The 16,871-nt window shown below is 52.6% G+C and carries 16 protein-coding genes; 8 read left to right on the forward strand and 8 right to left on the reverse strand.

Annotated elements, in window-relative coordinates:
* Positions 1–32: 32 nt before the first annotated feature.
* Positions 33–1,007 carry a class 1 fructose-bisphosphatase gene (locus tag AZF00_RS01280; RefSeq protein WP_062382640.1) on the reverse strand — a complete coding sequence of 325 codons (975 nt, stop codon included), beginning with the start codon at positions 1,005–1,007 and terminating at the stop codon, positions 33–35.
* 149 nt (positions 1,008–1,156) lie between these two features.
* On the opposite strand from AZF00_RS01280, the gene AZF00_RS01285 reads away from it, so the two are divergent.
* A complete protein-coding gene (locus AZF00_RS01285) occupies positions 1,157–1,414 on the forward strand; it encodes a hypothetical protein (RefSeq protein ID WP_062382643.1) in 258 nt (85 codons plus the stop codon).
* 967 nt (positions 1,415–2,381) lie between these two features.
* Here the strand turns inward: AZF00_RS01285 and AZF00_RS01290 are convergent.
* The gene (locus AZF00_RS01290; RefSeq protein WP_062382647.1) at positions 2,382–3,260 is read right to left on the reverse strand and encodes an LLM class flavin-dependent oxidoreductase; all 879 of its coding nucleotides are present in this window, start codon (positions 3,258–3,260) and stop codon (positions 2,382–2,384) included.
* 124 nt (positions 3,261–3,384) lie between these two features.
* Here AZF00_RS01290 and AZF00_RS01295 point away from each other — a divergent pair, with 124 nt between their 5' ends.
* Positions 3,385–4,353 carry a zinc transporter ZntB gene (locus tag AZF00_RS01295; protein ID WP_008246744.1) on the forward strand — a complete coding sequence of 323 codons (969 nt, stop codon included), beginning with the start codon at positions 3,385–3,387 and terminating at the stop codon, positions 4,351–4,353.
* The gene (locus tag AZF00_RS01300) at positions 4,344–4,847 is read left to right on the forward strand and encodes an MgtC/SapB family protein (protein ID WP_008246746.1); all 504 of its coding nucleotides are present in this window, start codon (positions 4,344–4,346) and stop codon (positions 4,845–4,847) included. The genes AZF00_RS01295 and AZF00_RS01300 overlap by 10 nt, the downstream gene beginning before the upstream one ends.
* Before the next feature lie 202 nt (positions 4,848–5,049).
* Here the strand turns inward: AZF00_RS01300 and metF are convergent, their stop codons facing one another.
* The 6 genes from metF to AZF00_RS01330 form a co-directional block, all read right to left on the reverse strand.
* The gene (gene metF, locus AZF00_RS01305; RefSeq protein ID WP_008246748.1) at positions 5,050–5,889 is read right to left on the reverse strand and encodes a methylenetetrahydrofolate reductase [NAD(P)H]; all 840 of its coding nucleotides are present in this window, start codon (positions 5,887–5,889) and stop codon (positions 5,050–5,052) included.
* Between the two features lie 124 nt (positions 5,890–6,013).
* Positions 6,014–7,399 carry an adenosylhomocysteinase gene (gene ahcY, locus AZF00_RS01310; RefSeq protein WP_062382650.1) on the reverse strand — a complete coding sequence of 462 codons (1,386 nt, stop codon included), beginning with the start codon at positions 7,397–7,399 and terminating at the stop codon, positions 6,014–6,016.
* Between the two features lie 63 nt (positions 7,400–7,462).
* A complete protein-coding gene (locus AZF00_RS01315) occupies positions 7,463–7,822 on the reverse strand; it encodes a four helix bundle protein (RefSeq protein WP_062382653.1) in 360 nt (119 codons plus the stop codon).
* Positions 7,823–7,876: 54 nt separating this feature from the next.
* On the reverse strand, positions 7,877–9,085 hold the full coding sequence (gene metK / locus AZF00_RS01320) for a methionine adenosyltransferase (protein ID WP_008246761.1): 1,209 nt from the start codon (positions 9,083–9,085) through the stop codon (positions 7,877–7,879).
* 36 nt (positions 9,086–9,121) lie between these two features.
* A complete protein-coding gene (locus AZF00_RS01325; RefSeq protein WP_062382656.1) occupies positions 9,122–10,144 on the reverse strand; it encodes an ArsR/SmtB family transcription factor in 1,023 nt (340 codons plus the stop codon).
* 72 nt (positions 10,145–10,216) lie between these two features.
* Positions 10,217–10,654: a low molecular weight protein-tyrosine-phosphatase gene (locus AZF00_RS01330; RefSeq protein WP_062382659.1), complete on the reverse strand. Its 438-nt coding sequence runs from the start codon at positions 10,652–10,654 to the stop codon at positions 10,217–10,219.
* Between the two features lie 199 nt (positions 10,655–10,853).
* On the opposite strand from AZF00_RS01330, the gene tkt reads away from it, so the two are divergent.
* From tkt to AZF00_RS01355, 5 genes are all read left to right on the forward strand, one after another.
* Positions 10,854–12,851 (forward strand): transketolase, encoded by a 1,998-nt coding sequence (gene tkt / locus AZF00_RS01335; RefSeq protein ID WP_062382662.1) that lies wholly within the window; start codon positions 10,854–10,856, stop codon positions 12,849–12,851.
* Positions 12,851–13,852 (forward strand): type I glyceraldehyde-3-phosphate dehydrogenase, encoded by a 1,002-nt coding sequence (locus tag AZF00_RS01340; protein WP_062382665.1) that lies wholly within the window; start codon positions 12,851–12,853, stop codon positions 13,850–13,852. Before tkt ends, AZF00_RS01340 begins: the two co-directional genes overlap by 1 nt.
* 69 nt (positions 13,853–13,921) lie before the next feature.
* The gene (locus AZF00_RS01345) at positions 13,922–15,085 is read left to right on the forward strand and encodes a phosphoglycerate kinase (RefSeq protein ID WP_062382669.1); all 1,164 of its coding nucleotides are present in this window, start codon (positions 13,922–13,924) and stop codon (positions 15,083–15,085) included.
* A 99-nt stretch (positions 15,086–15,184) separates the two neighbouring features.
* Positions 15,185–16,249 carry a class II fructose-bisphosphate aldolase gene (fba, locus tag AZF00_RS01350; RefSeq protein WP_008246785.1) on the forward strand — a complete coding sequence of 355 codons (1,065 nt, stop codon included), beginning with the start codon at positions 15,185–15,187 and terminating at the stop codon, positions 16,247–16,249.
* A gap of 162 nt (positions 16,250–16,411) precedes the next feature.
* Positions 16,412–16,834, forward strand: a complete 423-nt coding sequence (locus AZF00_RS01355; RefSeq protein ID WP_062382673.1) for a hypothetical protein — start codon at positions 16,412–16,414, stop codon at positions 16,832–16,834.
* Positions 16,835–16,871: the final 37 nt, after the last annotated feature.

The raw sequence follows: 16,871 nt of genomic DNA on the forward strand, positions 1-16,871 counted from the left end.
GTGGTAAATCTCGTTAGATGCGCTGAAAAAACTCAGCGCTGGTGGTAGTCAACGCAAATTTTAACTTCACTTGCCGCGCCGAGAATAACCGGAACCCGCTGGTGAATATGCTCGGGTTGAATGTCGAGAATTTTGCCTTCAGGTGTCCATACTTCACCGCCCGCCTGTTCAACCAAAAAGCCCATGGGATTGGCTTCGTACATTAGGCGTAATTTACCGGCTTGCTCTGGTTTGCGGCTGTCCCAGGGGTAGGTGAATAAGCCACCCCGACACAGAATGCGGTGAACATCTGCCACCATTGCGGCCACCCAGCGCATATTAAAGTCTTTGCCCCGTGGGCCTTCTTTGCCGAGGAGCAGGTCGCTAATGTAGTGCTGCATGCCAGCAACCCAGTGGCGCTGGTTAGACATATTGATAGAAAATTCTTTGGCCTCGACCGGAATGCTGATGTCAGCTTCGGTGAGCAGGTAGCGGTTTTGATCTTGGTCTAGGGTAAACATGGCCACGCCATTGCCCGTACTTAATACCAGCATGACCGAGGGGCCGTACAAGATATAACCTGCGGCGGCTTGTTGGCGACCCGGCTGTAAAAAGTCTTGCTCGGTGACCGCAGCGCTTCCAGTGTGGGGCAGCACCGAGAATATGGTGCCGACCATGCTGTTAATGTCGATATTCGACGAGCCATCTAAGGGGTCAAAGGTGACCAGGTACTGGCCGTCGGTGTGGCAGGCAAGCACATCGGGCTCTTCTTCTGAGGCTAGGCCGCGAACCGCCGGTAAGGCGGCTAGGGCTTCTTTAATCAAATCATTGGCGATAACGTCGAGCTTCTTTTGGTCCTCGCCCTGTACGTTTTCTGCACCGGCAGCGCCGAGCACACCGGCCAATGCGCCTTTTGCTAAAGCTTGGCTAATGGTGACGCTGACCTCGGCAAGGCCAAGAATGACTGATTGAAGTTCATTGGGTACAGCGGCGTTGGAAAGAAATTCGGGGAGGGCTGTTCTGCTCATGCAAGAAATTCCGGTAGCGGGCATCAGCGGTCTATTATGCCATTGGCGCACTCGTTAAGACAGTTAAGCCGTGTTTGCATGACCTGTAGCAGTGTTTTAACGTATAGATTCTGGTTTTGAAACTGTTCAAGGTCGACAAGGAGGTCACCATGAAATACCCCATTGCGCTGTTGAGCGCGGTGTTAACAATTGCTGCGCCAGCTCAGGCCGCCGACTGGCGAGCATGCCGTGCCAAGAAAGTCGAAGTTGTTCGTTTAGAGCAGGCCCTGGGTGCGGGTAAAAAGCTTAAAGGCTACGCCAGTGGTGCGGCAATGAAAAAGGCGCGCCGGGCAAAGGAAGATTGGCTGTGGAAACACTGCCGCAGCTACTCGCGGCGATTGCGGGATGTTGAGCGAGATATGATGTGAGCTGCTTAAGGCTTGGCGGGAGACACGCTAGAGCAGTCTTGGTGTATTAGTTTGTCTTAAGTGCAGAGCAATACCGACTTCGTTGCTGGGATGGGCCCCTGCCTTCGCAGGGGCGACTGGGAGTTTTTGTGGGAGCGGGCACTGCACTGCAGTGTAATTTACTTGGGTCATACCTGCGCAGAAAGCTATCCGTTTAAACGCGGTAGAGTATTGCTTTTGCGGAATGTCTAATGGGGTTGGCCGTGTAGTGGTTGGCCTTCATGTATTAGTTTGCCTTAAGTGCAGAATGATACCGGCTTCGTTGCTGGGATGGGCCCCTGCCTCCGCAGGGGCGACGCTGGAGTCTTTGTGGGAGCGTGATCGGCACGTCATACCTGCGCAGACAGCTATCCGTTTAAGCGTCGCAGAGTATTGCTTTTGCGGAATGTCTAATGGGGTTGGTCGTGTAGTGGTTGGCCTTGATTTATTAGTTTGTCTTAAGCGCAGAGTGATACCGGCTTCGTTTCTGGGATGGGCCCCTGCCTTCGCAGGGGCGACGCCTGGGTTTTTGTGGGAGGGTGATCGGCACTGCAAAGTGATTTATTTGGGTCATACCTGCGTAGACAGCCATCCGTTTAAGCGTGGCAGAGTATTGCTTTTGCGGAATGTTTAATGGGGTCGGCCGTGTAGTGGTCGGTCTTGGTGTATTAGTTTGTCTTAAGCGCAGAGTGATACCGGCTTCGTTGCTGGGATGGGCCCCTGCCTTCGCAGGGGCGACGCGGGAGTTATTGTGGGGGCGGGCACTGCACTGCAGTGTAATATACTTGGGCCACACCTGCGCGAAAGCTATCCGTTTAAACGCGGCAGCGTATTAATTTCGTCACTCCTGCGAAGGCAGGAGTCTATCTCAGCAACGAAGCGGCTATTTCCAGCCGCTTAATGCGAAGTAACGTGCCGGAGTGGAGGCGCGCGCCTTCTGTCCAGCTATTTATCGCCCGGCCAGCATATTCGCCAAGCGATCTACCTCAGCAACGTCGGCCGTTGCTGGCACGAGCTGAATTTCATCGCAGCCAAGGGCCTCGATGGCCGCAATGCCATCTTTAATGGCCATAGGGTCATGCATGGTCATTGTTTTGGCGACCTTGCGGGCCTCCGGTTCGCCAAAGGTTTTTAAATAATCGAAAACGTATTGCTCAAGATTTCCTTGGGCGCCGTCGGCTAGGGAGTACCAAAAGCCACCAAGCCGATAAGGCTTTTGTTCGCGCTCAGCGTTTGCCCAAGCGGTGTCGGCAGAGGTGAAAAAGTGGTTTATGAGATCCGCATTGCCGTCCATTGCAAAGCCGTAGAGACCGTCTGCCCACTTAGATACCCGCTGAATACTTTTGGGGCCCATGGCGCCAACTAATATCGGTGGGCCACCGGCCTGAATAGGGGTGGGGCCGATTTCTTCAAAACCCTCTAATAACTCACCGCGCCAGATTTTCTTCATGGTGGCGATTTGATCGTCCATGCGTTGAAAGCGGTTTGCCATACTCGCGCCAAGGGCTTCGTAGTCTTTCTCGCGGCCGCCTACGCCCACCGTCAGGGTAACGCGGCCTTCAGAGAGAATGTCGAGGGTGGCGATTTCTTTGGCAGCCTGCACGGCGCTGTGCATCGGCAGTACGTAAAGCGCCGGAATAATTCTAACGCGCTCGGTAGATGCGGCGGCAAAAGCGAGGATATTGCGCATCTCATAGCTGTGACCGGTAATACGTTCACCGCAAGACAGGCTGTGGAATGGGCCTTGGTCAATGATGCGACACCAGTCTTTAAAATCTTGGCGACGAATTCCGCGCTGCATATAGGGAAGGCAAACACCAATTTTCATGAGCTATCCTTGTAGTGTTATTTTTATTGCACTATTGCTGTGCGACATTTATGACAGCCGCATTGTTAGGCGGTGACCTGTTGTGCGATTATCGATGACAAGAGCGAATAATGAGATACCCAGTATGGATGACTTTTTAGTTTACGGGATGTTGCTGGATGGCAAAGGTGGCGCTAGGCCGATGAGCCATGCAGAAATTGACGCATGGCAGCCGGGCCAAGGTTTGCTGTGGCTGCATTTTGATTACAGTAAGCCTGGTACGCTGAAGTGGCTAGAAGAACACAGTGGCTTAGATGACATCGCGATCGCTGCACTGGTCGCTGAAGACACCCGACCACGGGCGACCTCCCACAATGGCGGCTTGCTTATGGCGCTGCGCGGCGTGAATTTAAACCCAGAAGCCGACCCCGAAGACATGGTGTCGGTTCGCCTGTGTGTTGACGAACACCGTATTATCAGCTCGCGCAAGCGCCGCCTGTTGTCGATGGACGATATTGTGCGCAGCTTTAAAGAGGGCGAAGGTCCTGAAACCAGCGCCGAGTTTGTTGCGGTATTGTGTGATCGTTTAGTGCGGCGCATGGCGGGGCCAATCGACAATGCAGAGGACAAAGTCGATGAGTTAGAGGAGTCACTGTTGAGCAGTGGTAGGGCAAAATTGCGCAGTGAGCTAGGGCAGGTGCGCAGGCAATCTATTGCTTTGCGTCGCTATCTAGCACCCCAGCGCGAGGCTTTGAATTGGGTGCAAACCGAACGTCTGCCCTGGTTTGGTGACGCTCAGCGCTTGCGGGTAAGAGAAGTGGGCGACCGCCTAGCGCAATATATTGAAACCCTAGACAGCATTCGCGAGCGCGCTGCAGTCAGCCAAGAGGAGCTGGTGAATCAGATTTCGGAAGAGTCCAACAGCCGTATGTATGTGCTGTCGATTGTGTCGGCAATATTTTTGCCGCTGGGATTTGCCACCGGCTTGCTCGGTATCAATGTAGGTGGAATTCCGGGTGCCGAGAACCATTATGCCTTTGCTATTTTTATTGGCATTTTAGTGGCCTTGGCTGGCGGCTTGCTGGTTTTCTTTAGGTATAAAAAATGGCTTTAGAATTTGCAGATTTAAGTTTGTTCTCTATTGCACCGTTAAAATGGCCGGGCGTACTCACCACCATTGTCGCTGGGGCGATTATTGGTTTAGAAAGACAAATCCGTGGTAAGCCAATCGGTATTCGCACGGCGGCCTTAATCTGCTTAGGCACCTATGTTTTTATTGCGATGTCGGTATCGGTTGGTAATGGGGTTACCGATCCGTCGCGGGTTATTGGTCAGGTCATTACCGGTATTGGCTTTCTCGGCGCAGGCGTGATTTTGTCCCGCGACGGCATGGTCTTGGGAGTAACGTCGGCAGCCGCTATTTGGGTGTTGGCAGCCATCGGCGTGATGATTGGCCTCGATAAATACGGTCCCGCACTGCTAATAGCGTTTGTGGTGGTGGGGGTTTTAGTTGGCGTGGATGTACTGGAAAACAGCTTCCACTCACTGCGCAAGGGCGTGCATCGGCGCTTGAGTGATCGGCGGTATCAGAAGAAGCGGGATGATTAGAGGCGCGAGACGCTTGACGGGAGACGGGAGATGCAAAGTTCGCTAGCCACTCCGTTGCGAGGATGGACCCCTGCCTTCGCAGGGGCGGTGCTCGGCCTTCGCAGGAGTGACGAAATCAACAGCGTCATACCTGCGTAGGCAGGTATCCATATGAGCGTAGCGAATGCCCTTGCGTCTCCCATCTCCCGTCCAGCATCAAGCGTTAACCCGCAGGATGCGAACTCATCACCGCTTCAGCAATACTCTTTATCGGCTCAACCTGATTCATGCTGTAAAAATGAATTCCCGGCGCGCCGCCTTCCATCAAAATATGACAAAGCTCGCTAACAAACTCAGCGCCAAATTCAATGATGCTTTGCTGGTCGTCGCCATAGCCTTCTAATTTTTGTGCTAGCCAGCGCGGAATTTCAGCGCCGCAGTTGCGGGAGAAACGCGCTAGATTGCTAAAGTTAGTGATTGGCATAATGCCAGGGTAAATCGGCTTGTCGATGCCTGCTTTTTCACAGTCTTCTAAAAAGTAAAAATACGCATCGGCGTTAAAGAAATATTGGGTGATGGCGCTATTGGCACCGGCATCCAATTTTGCTTTTAGAAACTGAATATCTGCCTGATGGCTTTTGGCGTCGGGGTGGGTCTCTGGATACGCCGCCACTTCCAATTGGAAATGGTCGCCAGTGTGCTTGCGGATAAACTCCACCAGCTCTTTTGCGTAGACTTGGCGGGTTGCGCCCATGCCCGAGGGAATGTCACCGCGCAGGGCAACGATGCGATCTATGCCTGCCGCTTTGTAGTCATTGAGCAGCGTGAGGATTTCAGACTCCTCATCGCCACCAAAGGACAGGTGCGGGGCAACAGACAAACCGGCTTTTTTCGTTTCTAAAACGATATCGCGGGTATTGTCGCGGGTAGAGCCACCGGCGCCGTAAGTCACTGAGAAAAATTCAGGATTTAAGGCCGCCAATTGGCTGCGGGTGTCTTTTAACTTCGCCCGACCGACTTCGGTTTTGGGGGGGAAGAATTCAAAGCTGTAGCGGTTAGCCATTGTGTATTCCGATAATGTGTTGGAAGCGTCGCGTCTTCCGTATTTGTTAAAGCCGCTCGGCTAGATGCTAGACGGGAGACGCTAAGACTTTGCATTTTCCGTCTCCCGTTAAGCGTCTCCCGCCTTAGTATTTATAACTCTCAGGCTTAAACGGTCCTTCAACTGGTACGCCGATGTAGTCTGCTTGGGTCTTGCTGAGCTGAGTCAGAACGCCGCCGAAGCCAGCAACCATGTGGGCGGCAACTTCTTCGTCTAGTTTCTTGGGTAGCACTTCTACGGTAATCGCAGCGGCTTTTTGCTCTGGTGCTAAGTCGGCAAAGCGAAGTGCGTACAGGTGAATCTGCGCCAGTACTTGGTTGGCAAATGAGCCATCCATGATGCGGCTGGGGTGACCCGTTGCGTTGCCAAGATTAACCAAGCGACCTTCTGACAGCAGAATTAAGTGGTCGTTAGCGGCCTTGTTGCGGTAAACCAAGTGTACCTGTGGTTTAACTTCTTCCCACTCCCAGTTTTTGCGCATAAAGGCGGTGTCGATTTCATTGTCGAAGTGACCGATGTTGCAGACTACGCAGCCGTTTTTCAGGGCTTTAAGCATATTGGAATCGCAGACATTGACGTTGCCGGTGGTGGTTACCAGCAGGTCGGTATTGCCCAGCACTGCGGTGTTTACGCAGGCTTCAGTGCCGTCGTTTATGCCATTGTTGTAAGGCGAAACCACTTCGTAGCCGTCCATGCAGGCTTGCATCGCGCAGATAGGATCGATTTCGCTGATTTTTACAATCATGCCTTCCTGACGCAGTGATGCAGCAGAGCCCTTACCCACATCGCCGTAGCCAATAACCAGTGCTTTCTTACCAGACAGCAGGTGATCGGTGCCGCGCTTGATCGCGTCGTTCAGGCTGTGACGGCAGCCGTATTTGTTGTCGTTTTTAGACTTGGTTACCGAGTCGTTGACGTTGATCGCAGGCACTTTTAATTCGCCTTTGGCCATCATCTCTTGCAGGCGGTGAACACCCGTAGTGGTCTCTTCCGTGATGCCGTGAATACGGTCCATCATCTGGGGGTATTTCTGGTGAAGCAGGCCAGTCAAATCGCCGCCATCATCCAATACCATATTGGCATCCCAAGGCTGGCCATCTTTTAAAATGGTTTGCTCAAGGCACCACTCATACTCTTCTTCAGTTTCGCCCTTCCAAGCAAACACCGGAATACCAGCAGCGGCAATGGCAGCAGCGGCGTGGTCTTGGGTAGAGAAAATATTGCACGACGACCAACGCACTTCGGCGCCGAGTTCAATTAAGGTTTCAATCAAAACCCCAGTTTGAATTGTCATGTGAATACAGCCCAAAATCTTGGCGCCAGCCAGAGGCTTGTCAGCGCCATATTTAGAGCGCATGGCCATCAGTGCAGGCATCTCGCCCTCGGCGATGCTCAGTTCTTTACGGCCCCAAGCGGCAAGGGAGATGTCGGCGACTTTGTAGTCGGTGAAGGTGTTTGATGATGCGTTCATAGTTTATACCTCTATATGTATTCGTAGTCGGGCGTCTGGTGTCGGAAGTCTGACGAAAAGACGCTAGTACTCAGTTTTTAATTTGCGCTTTAAGCTACTGAGCATGGCAAAAATTTTGTCGATGCTATTCTGTAGCTCACTAATTTCTTCTATGTACTGTAATTGCAGTGCAATGAGCAGCTGTGTTTCTACTTCTAGTAAAGAGCCATTTGCAATATTCAAAAAGCGTATAAACTCTTTGTCGCTGTGGCGGCCAGCACCTTCCGCAATATTGGAGGGAATACTCACGGCAGCACGCCTCAATTGTTGGCAAAGACCAAACCGCTCAGTTGCCGGTAATCGCTCGGTAATGCGATAAACCCCGACTACTAAATCCATAGCCTCTTGCCAAACTATTAATTTCTGATATTTCCGCCGATCCATGGCAGTACTCCATGTTTTACGTCAGACATCCGACCTCAGACACCCGACGTAGCTTCAAAGCGCTGCTTTCAAGGCTTCAGCGCGATCCGTTTTCTCCCAGCTAAACGCGGTCGCAGTCTCAGATTTCTGTTCGCCATTTTCCTTAAAGTTATAGGTCAACTCGTAAGGGTCGCGGCCGAAGTGGCCGTAGGCGGCGGTGGGTTGGTACATGGGGTGAGCCAGGTCCAGCATTTTGGTGATGCCATAAGGGCGCAGGTCGAATACTTCGCGTACGGCGGCTACCAATTTGGCGTCGCTGACTTTGCCGGTGCCAAAGGTGTTGATGGAAATTGAGGTGGGCTCGGCAACGCCAATGGCGTAGCTCACTTGAATTTCGCAGCGGTCGGCAAGACCTGCGGCAACGATGTTTTTGGCAACATAGCGGCCAGCATACGCCGCGCTGCGGTCAACCTTTGAGGGGTCTTTGCCCGAGAAGGCGCCGCCACCGTGACGCGCCATGCCGCCGTAGGTGTCTACGATGATTTTACGGCCAGTCAGGCCGCAGTCGCCAACGGGGCCGCCAATCACGAATTTGCCCGTGGGGTTGATATGGTATTGGGTGCCAGCGTGAAGTAGCTCAGCGGGAATCACGTTTTTAATAATTTCTTCGCGCACGGCTTCTTGCAGGTCTTTTTGCGAGATTTCGGGGTTGTGCTGGGTAGACAGTACAACCGCGTCTACGGCAACGGGCAGGCCATTTTCATAGCGCAGGGTAACCTGACTTTTAGCGTCGGGGCGCAGCCACGGTAATACACCGTTCTTGCGCAAGTAAGCCTGACGCTCTACTAAGCGGTGTGAGTAAAACAGCGGCGCAGGCATTAACGACGGTGTTTCATTGGTGGCGTAGCCGAACATTAGACCTTGGTCGCCAGCGCCTTGATCTTCTGGGCGGGCGCGGTCGACACCTTGGTTAATGTCGACTGACTGTTTGCCGATGGCGTTTAAAACTGCGCAGCTGGCGCCGTCGAAACCGACGTCAGAGCTGTTGTAGCCAATGCCTGTGATCACGTCGCGAATAATATCTTCTAGGTCGACGTAGCATGATGTGGTTACTTCACCGGCAACAATCGCCATGCCGGTTTTAACCAGGGTTTCTACGGCAACACGGGCGTGTTTATCGCGGGCGATAATCGCATCGAGGACCGCGTCAGAAATCTGATCGGCCATTTTATCTGGATGCCCTTCAGACACCGACTCTGAGGTAAAAATACTGTATTCAGACATGTTTGCAAAAGTCCTCTGCTAATTACCGACGCGGTTTTAGGCGTTGGGGTTCGTGGTGTGTAAAAGATGGGATTCAGTTTTAATAAATTGTCTAACTTGCACGCGAAAGCCATTGAGCTGCGCCAAATAGGCTGCGGCGCCGTCTTGTAAGCCGCTGGCCGTCGCCCACTCTGTTAGGTCATCGGGTTCAAAGCCGAGCCACATGTCGCCGCAGGCCTCTCTGGCCCAGCTTTGGTCGTGGCGGCATAAATCGCTGACACAAAATAAGCCGCCGGGCTTTAACAGGCGGGCGGCGTCTTTAAATATATCAGCGGGTGACGGTACATGGTGTAAGACCATATTGCACACCACGCAGTCTGCGCTATTGGCTTGTAATTCTTGGCTGCGGCTGTCGCCTAAGACCAGTTCTACGTTTTCTAGGCTGTGTTGGTTTACGAAATCCGCGGCACGATTAAGCATGGCCTGGGCGCTGTCTACAGCGACTACCTTGGCATAATACGGTGACAGTTCGGCTAAAAAGGCGCCTTCGCCGGGGCCGATTTCTATGGCCAATTCACCGCCTTGGGGCTGACTGCTGCGCAATAATTCTAGGCAGCCCTGACCGTAAACATTAAAGGCGACCATCTGCTCTTGCTGCTGACCAAACTCGCTGGCGTGTTCGGCAAAAAAGGCTTGGCAGCGCTCGGCGCGCTCGGCGTACACCTGGGCTAAACGCTGCTGCTGATCGAGATCTAATTGAATAAGGTCGGCGCTGCTTTGCAGGGCATCGTGCAGCGGTGCTAAATCGGCGAGCGCGGCAGCGTAGCTGCGGCGATAAAACAAGCTATTGCCCTCGCGGCGCTTGGTAATTAAACCTGCCGCCGTTAGGGTTTTAAGATGATGACTCATACCCGACTGTCGACAATCGAGAATATGGCAAAGCTCCTGCACCGAGTAAGCGTCGCGACTCAGTACCCGCAGAACCTGCAGGCGCAGCATATCGCTACCCGCTTTGCAGAGTTGCAATAGTTGGTCGTTGCTCGCAGAAATCGCGGTGAGTGGCTGGCTGGCAGTGTTCATGCCGCGCAGTGTAGCAGGCTTTCAATCTATATCAAAATATATTGATATAGATTTCTCTGGCGTCTGGCTTGCTTAAAGATACTTCAGCCAATCGTTGGTAAATTGGTCAATTTGACCGTAAACGTGTTCAAAGGCTTCCATACTCTTGCGGTAGGGGTCGGGTACGGCCTGATTTTGCGACCATTTGCCCAGTAGAAAGGTCTTGCCGCTCACTTGGGGGGCGAGTTCGGTAATGCCTTTGACGTGGCGCTGTTCCATCACCAGAATTAAATCTGCTTTTAATAACAGCTCGGCGGTCACTTGCCGTGCTGCATGGCCGCTGGCGTCGACACCATTGGCGCTGAGCAATTGGCCCGCACTTGGGTCTATTGGTTTGTCGACTAGGGCACCGAGTCCGGCCGAGTGTATGGTCAGGCCTGGCTTGTGGGCGAGCTTGTGTTTGAGCAGGTATTCGGCGGTGGGGCTGCGGCAAATATTGCCGATGCACACCATCAATATATTGTTAAACATGAAGTTTGCGACCTGAATCGTTCCTTGAGCCGATGATTTTCGCCGTCAGCTGCGCGCGGTGCAAGTAAAATGGCCATTTTTACGGTTCTGCCATTTGCTGTCTGGGCGCCGGTAGGGGAAAATACCGCCTCTTTATACTGCCGCTTAAGTTAGCACTTCAATTAGCGCTTAAGTCACCACTCAGATCTAGGAGCCACCGATGCCCTCACGTAGTGATCTCGCCAATGCCATTCGCGCCTTAAGTATGGATGCCGTTCAAAAAGCCAAGTCCGGCCACCCCGGTGCACCAATGGGTATGGCCGATATTGCCGAAGTTCTGTGGCGCGACTATTTACAGCACAACCCAAACAACCCTGAGTGGGCTAACCGGGACCGCTTTGTACTGTCTAACGGTCACGGCTCGATGTTGATCTATTCGCTATTGCACCTTACTGGCTATGACCTGAGTATTGAAGATCTGCAGCAATTCCGCCAGTTGCACAGTCGTACCCCCGGCCACCCAGAATACGGCTACACCCCCGGCGTAGAAACCACCACTGGCCCATTAGGCCAAGGTTTGGCCAATGCTGTGGGCATGGCCGCAGCCGAGAAGATCCTGGCAGCGCAGTTTAACCGCGACGGCCACAAGATTGTGGATCACTACACCTACACCTTTATGGGTGATGGTTGCATGATGGAAGGCATCAGTCACGAAGTGTGCTCGCTGGCCGGGACGCTCGGTTTGGGCAAGTTGATCGCCTTTTATGATGACAACGGTATTTCTATCGACGGCGAAGTAGAGGGTTGGTTTACCGACGATACCCCCGCGCGTTTCGAAGCCTATGGCTGGCATGTTATTGCCGATGTTGACGGCCACAATAGTGCAGAGATCGCCCGCGCAATTGATGCCGCCCGCGACGAAAGCGACAAGCCTACCTTGATCTGTTGCAAAACGGTGATCGGTAAAGGCTCGCCAAACAAGCAAGGTAAAGAAGAGTGCCACGGCGCACCGCTCGGCGATGCCGAAATTGCCCTGACTCGCGAAAGCCTCGGTTGGGCTCACGGTCCCTTCGAGATTCCTGAAGAAATTTATGAAGGATGGAATGCCCAGGAAAAGGGCAAAGCGGCAGAAGCGGCTTGGGACGAAGCCTTTGCCAAGTATGCAGCCGAATACCCAGAATTGGCAGCGGATCTTAGTCGTCGTGTTAAGGGTGATTTGCCCGCCGACTTTGCCGAAAAAGCCACTGCTTTTATTGCCCAGTGTCAGGCCGACGCCAAAGAAGTGGCTACCCGCAAAGCCTCACAGCTGTGCATTGAAGCCTATGGCGCAATGTTGCCTGAAATTCTGGGCGGTTCAGCCGATTTGGCCGGCTCCAACCTAACCATGTGGAGCGGCGCCAAGCCAATTAGCGCTAAAGACGCCAGCGGCAACTACCTGCACTACGGTGTTCGCGAGTTTGGTATGTCGGCAATGATGAACGGTATTGCCTTGCACGGCGGTTTCATCAATTACGGCGCAACTTTCCTCGTGTTTATGGAATACGCCCGCAACGCCGTGCGCATGGCCGCCATTATGGGCCAGCGGGTGATTCATGTTTACACTCACGACTCCATCGGTCTGGGCGAAGACGGCCCAACCCACCAGCCCATTGAGCAAATCGCCAGCCTGCGCGGTACACCGAATATGTCACTGTGGCGGCCCTGCGACATGGTTGAATCTGCAGTAGCATGGAAGTCTGCTCTTGAGCGTGTTGACGGCCCTAGCGCCTTAATTTTTACTCGCCAAGCATTGCCACACCAGCAGCGTGACGCCGAGCAACTGGCCAATGTCGCTCGTGGCGCTTATGTGTTGAGCGACTGCGAAGGCGAGGCTGAAGCCATTATTATTGCCACCGGTTCAGAAGTAAAATTGGCGATGGCGGCTCAGCAGGCTCTCGCTGCTAAGGGCAAAAAGATTCGCGTTGTCTCCATGCCCTCGACCGATGTGTTCGACAGCCAAGACGGAGATTACCGCGAGTCAGTATTGCCTAGCCATATTCCCGCTCGGGTGGCAGTGGAAGCGGCACACCGCGACTACTGGTATAAATACGTTGGTCTGGATGGTCGTATTGTTGGCATGGACAGCTTTGGTGAGTCCGCTCCAGCCGAAGCTCTGTTTGAGTATTTTGGCATTACCACCGAAGCGGTTGTTGAAGCTGTTGAGGATTGCCTAGCCTAATGTTGCGACTGGCCATAAACGGATACGGCCGCATAGGGCGCTGCGTACTGCGCGCCCTATATGAATCACCGCTGCGTGAAACCATGCAGATTGTCGCCATTAATGAACCGGCTGACCTGGCAACGATTGCCCACCTCACCCGCTACGACAGCACCCACGGTCGTTTTATGGGTAAGGTGGAATACCGTCACGGCAGTTTGTTGGTCAACGACGATGTGATTGCGGTAAGCCACCATGAAGAGATCAGTAAGCTCGACTGGACCCGTCACAATATTGACGTGGTGCTGGAGTGCTCGGGGGTGGTGAGTCGCTACGACGACCTTGAGGCGCATATTGTGCAGGGCGCGCGTCATGTGCTGTTGTCGCAACCCGGCGAAGCAGGCACACCGACGATTGTTTATGGTTTGAACCACAGCGAGTTGGACCCTGAACAGCGTATTGTCTCTAATGCCTCGTGTACGACCAATGGCATTGTGCCGGTTATCGACGTACTCAATAAGGCTTTTGGGGTGCGTTCGGGCTGTATTACCACCATTCACTCTGCGATGAACGACCAGCCAGTGTTGGACGCGTATCACCATACCGACTTGCGTAAAACGCGGGCGGCGGGTTTGTCGATGATTCCGGTAGACACCGGTTTAGCAGCGGGTATTGGTCGTATTATTCCCGACTTAGATGGCTGCTTTGCGGCGCGGGCAGTGCGTATTCCCACCCACAATGTCTCTGCGATGGAAATGACAGTGAGCCTTGAGGCCACCGTAACAGCCGACGATGTTAACGCGGCATTGCGCATGGCGGCTGAGGGAAGATTGTCGGGAATCCTCGGGTATAGCGATGAACCATTGGCTTCATGTGACTTTAACCACGACTCGCGTTCGGCCATTGTTGATGCTGGGCAAACCCGAGTGGTGGGTGATTTGGTGAGTATTTTTAGTTGGTTTGACAATGAATGGGGCTATGCAAACCGGATGTTAGATGTGGTGGCGCACTGGTTGAAGTGACCGGCCTCAGCAAATTTTACTATTAGTAAGGCCCTTCACGGGCGTGGCGAAACGAGCAGGGAACAAAAGATGAAAGTCATCAAAATGAGTGATGTGGATCTCAGCGGTAAGCGAGTACTGATTCGCGAAGATCTTAATGTACCAATCAAGGATGGTGTGGTGAGTTCTGATGCGCGTTTGCGCGCCGCATTGCCAACATTAAAATTGGCTTTGGCCGCAGGTGCCCAGGTCATTGTTATGTCTCATCTTGGTCGCCCCACCGAAGGCGAGTTTGAAGAGCAGTATTCTTTAAAGCCCGTTGCTGACTATTTAAGCGAGGCCTTAGGCCAAGACGTCGCGCTGCTCAGCGATTGGCAAAACGGCGTGAGCTTGGCCAATGGCCAGCTAGCGCTGCTGGAAAACGTGCGCTTTAACAAGGGCGAGAAGAAAGACGAAGAGTCCTTGTCTAAAGCCTACGCCGCACTTTGCGATGTGTTTGTGATGGACGCCTTTGGCACCGCTCACCGCGCCCAAGCGTCTACTCACGGCGTGGCCAAATACGCGCCGGTGGCCTGTGCTGGACCGTTGCTGGCCAGTGAATTAGAAAACCTAGAGCGCGCGCTGGCTAATCCCGCTCGGCCCTTTGTGGCAATAGTCGGTGGCTCCAAAGTTTCGACCAAACTCACCGTGCTAGAAACCCTGTCTGATAAGGTCGATCAATTGATTGTTGGCGGCGGTATTGCCAATACCTTCTTGGCGGCGGCAGGCTTTAACGTGGGTAAGTCTCTGTGTGAACACGACCTGATTCCCAAAGCGAAGGCCCTTATGGAAAAGTGTCAGATCCCGCTACCAAGCGATGTGATGACCGGTAAAAAGTTTGACGAGAACGAGCCTGCTACCCTGCGCCCCGTTGAATTTGTTGGCGACGACGATATGATTTTTGATATTGGCCCAGTTTCTGCTGCCTGTTTGGCCGAAATACTGAAACAAGCGGGCACTATTATCTGGAATGGTCCCGTTGGCGTGTTTGAGTTCGATCAATTCGCCGATGGCACTGAAGACATCGCCAGAGCAATTGCCGAGTCGTCGGCATTCTCCATTGCCGGAGGTGGTGATACCCTTGCCGCTGTCGATAAATTTGGCATCGCCGATCAAGTGTCTTACATCTCTACCGGCGGCGGCGCCTTTTTGGAATACGTAGAAGGCAAGGTATTGCCGGCAGTAGCAGTACTAGAAGAACGCGCAAAAGCTTAAGGGAGACGCTGGACGGGAGACGTAAGACGCTGTGCTTTTGCATCTCCCGTCTCCCGTCCGGCATCTAGCAAACAATTAGAAACTTTAAAGGAAATTACCATGGCACTTATCAGTCTACGCCAAATGCTGGACCACGCTGCCGAATACGGTTACGGCGTTCCGGCGTTCAATGTAAATAACTTAGAGCAAACCCGCGCGATTATGGAAGCGGCGCGTGAAACCAATAGCCCCGTTATCATGCAGGCCTCTGCTGGTGCGCGTAAATACGCTGGTGCGCCGTTTCTGCGTCATATGATTTTAGCGGCGATTGAAGAGTTTCCCGAGATTCCGGTGGTTATGCATCAGGATCACGGCACCAGCCCGGCCATTTGCCAGCGCTCTATGCAGTTGGGTTTTAGCTCGGTCATGATGGACGGCTCGCTGCTTGAAGACGGTAAAACCCCTGCTGAATATGACTACAACGTCGACGTTACCCGTCGCGTAGTCGAAATGGCTCACGCCTGCGGCGTGTCGGTTGAAGGTGAGTTGGGCTGCTTGGGTTCGCTTGAAACAGGTCAAGCTGGCGAAGAAGACGGTGTTGGTGCTGAGGGTATTTTGTCTCACGATCAAATGCTAACTGACCCAGAAGAGGCCGCTGATTTTGTTGCTAAAACGGGTGTTGATGCGCTGGCCATTGCCTGCGGCACCAGCCACGGCGCCTACAAGTTTACCCGTCCACCCACGGGCGATATTTTAGCAATTGACCGTATCAAAGCGATTCATGCGCGTATTCCTGATACCCATTTGGTTATGCACGGTAGCTCAAGTGTGCCCCAAGATTGGTTGGCCATTATTAATGAGTTTGGCGGTGAAATTCCCGAGACCTACGGCGTACCAGTAGAACAAATTGCCGAAGGCATTAAGTACGGCGTGCGCAAAGTGAATATTGATACTGATTTGCGCTTGGCCTCTACTGGTGCTATTCGTCGTTTCTTGGCACAGAATCCCAGCGAATTTGATCCGCGCAAATATTTGCAAGAAACCATTAAAGAAATGAAGGCAATTTGTATTGCCCGTTACGAAGCGTTTGGCACTGCAGGCAATGCGTCTAAAATTAAACCCATGAGTCTCGAAGCCATGTATATGGAATATGACTCGGGCCGTTTAAATCCAAAAATTAAATAAGCTGTATTAGAGGGCAGCCAGTTGGCTGCTCTCTTTATTATTTTTGTCCTCGCTCTCCCCGCAATTTTTATTCGCTTTTTTCTAATGATTTCCGGTAGTTCTACCTTATAAATTCCTATTTTATGTGTGTTAAAATGATGGTCGTTTGGACCTTATGTTTTAATGTTTATTGAAAAGGTGTTTATGGATATCGCAAAACTGCAAAAGCAATTACAAGCTGAACACAAAGCATTAGATCAAAAATTTAAATTCATCTCAGAGCTTCAAGCGCTTATGACTAAATATGGTCAGAGTGCAGAAGATTTAGTTGCTATATTAAGCGCTGAACCTGCCGCTGATACCCCGCCGGCTAAAAAGCGTGGCCGCAAAGCGGGTGTTAAAAAAGCAGCGGTAGGCATCAAAAAGACCAGTGCTGCCGCCGCGCCTGCAAAACCGCGTAAAAAAATGGCACCGCGGCCACTGCGTAGTTTTAAAAATCCCAAAACCGGTGAAGTGACTAAAACGCGCGCGCCACAAGTGGATAAAGTCATTAAAAACTGGGCGCAGGAACTCAAAGTAGACTGGCGCAGCCTGGAAATTAAATAAGCCGCAACGTAAATTGGGGTGATTTACCACCCCAATT

The sequence above is a fragment of the Zhongshania aliphaticivorans genome (genome assembly GCF_001586255.1).
GTDB lineage: Bacteria > Pseudomonadota > Gammaproteobacteria > Pseudomonadales > Spongiibacteraceae > Spongiibacter > Spongiibacter aliphaticivorans.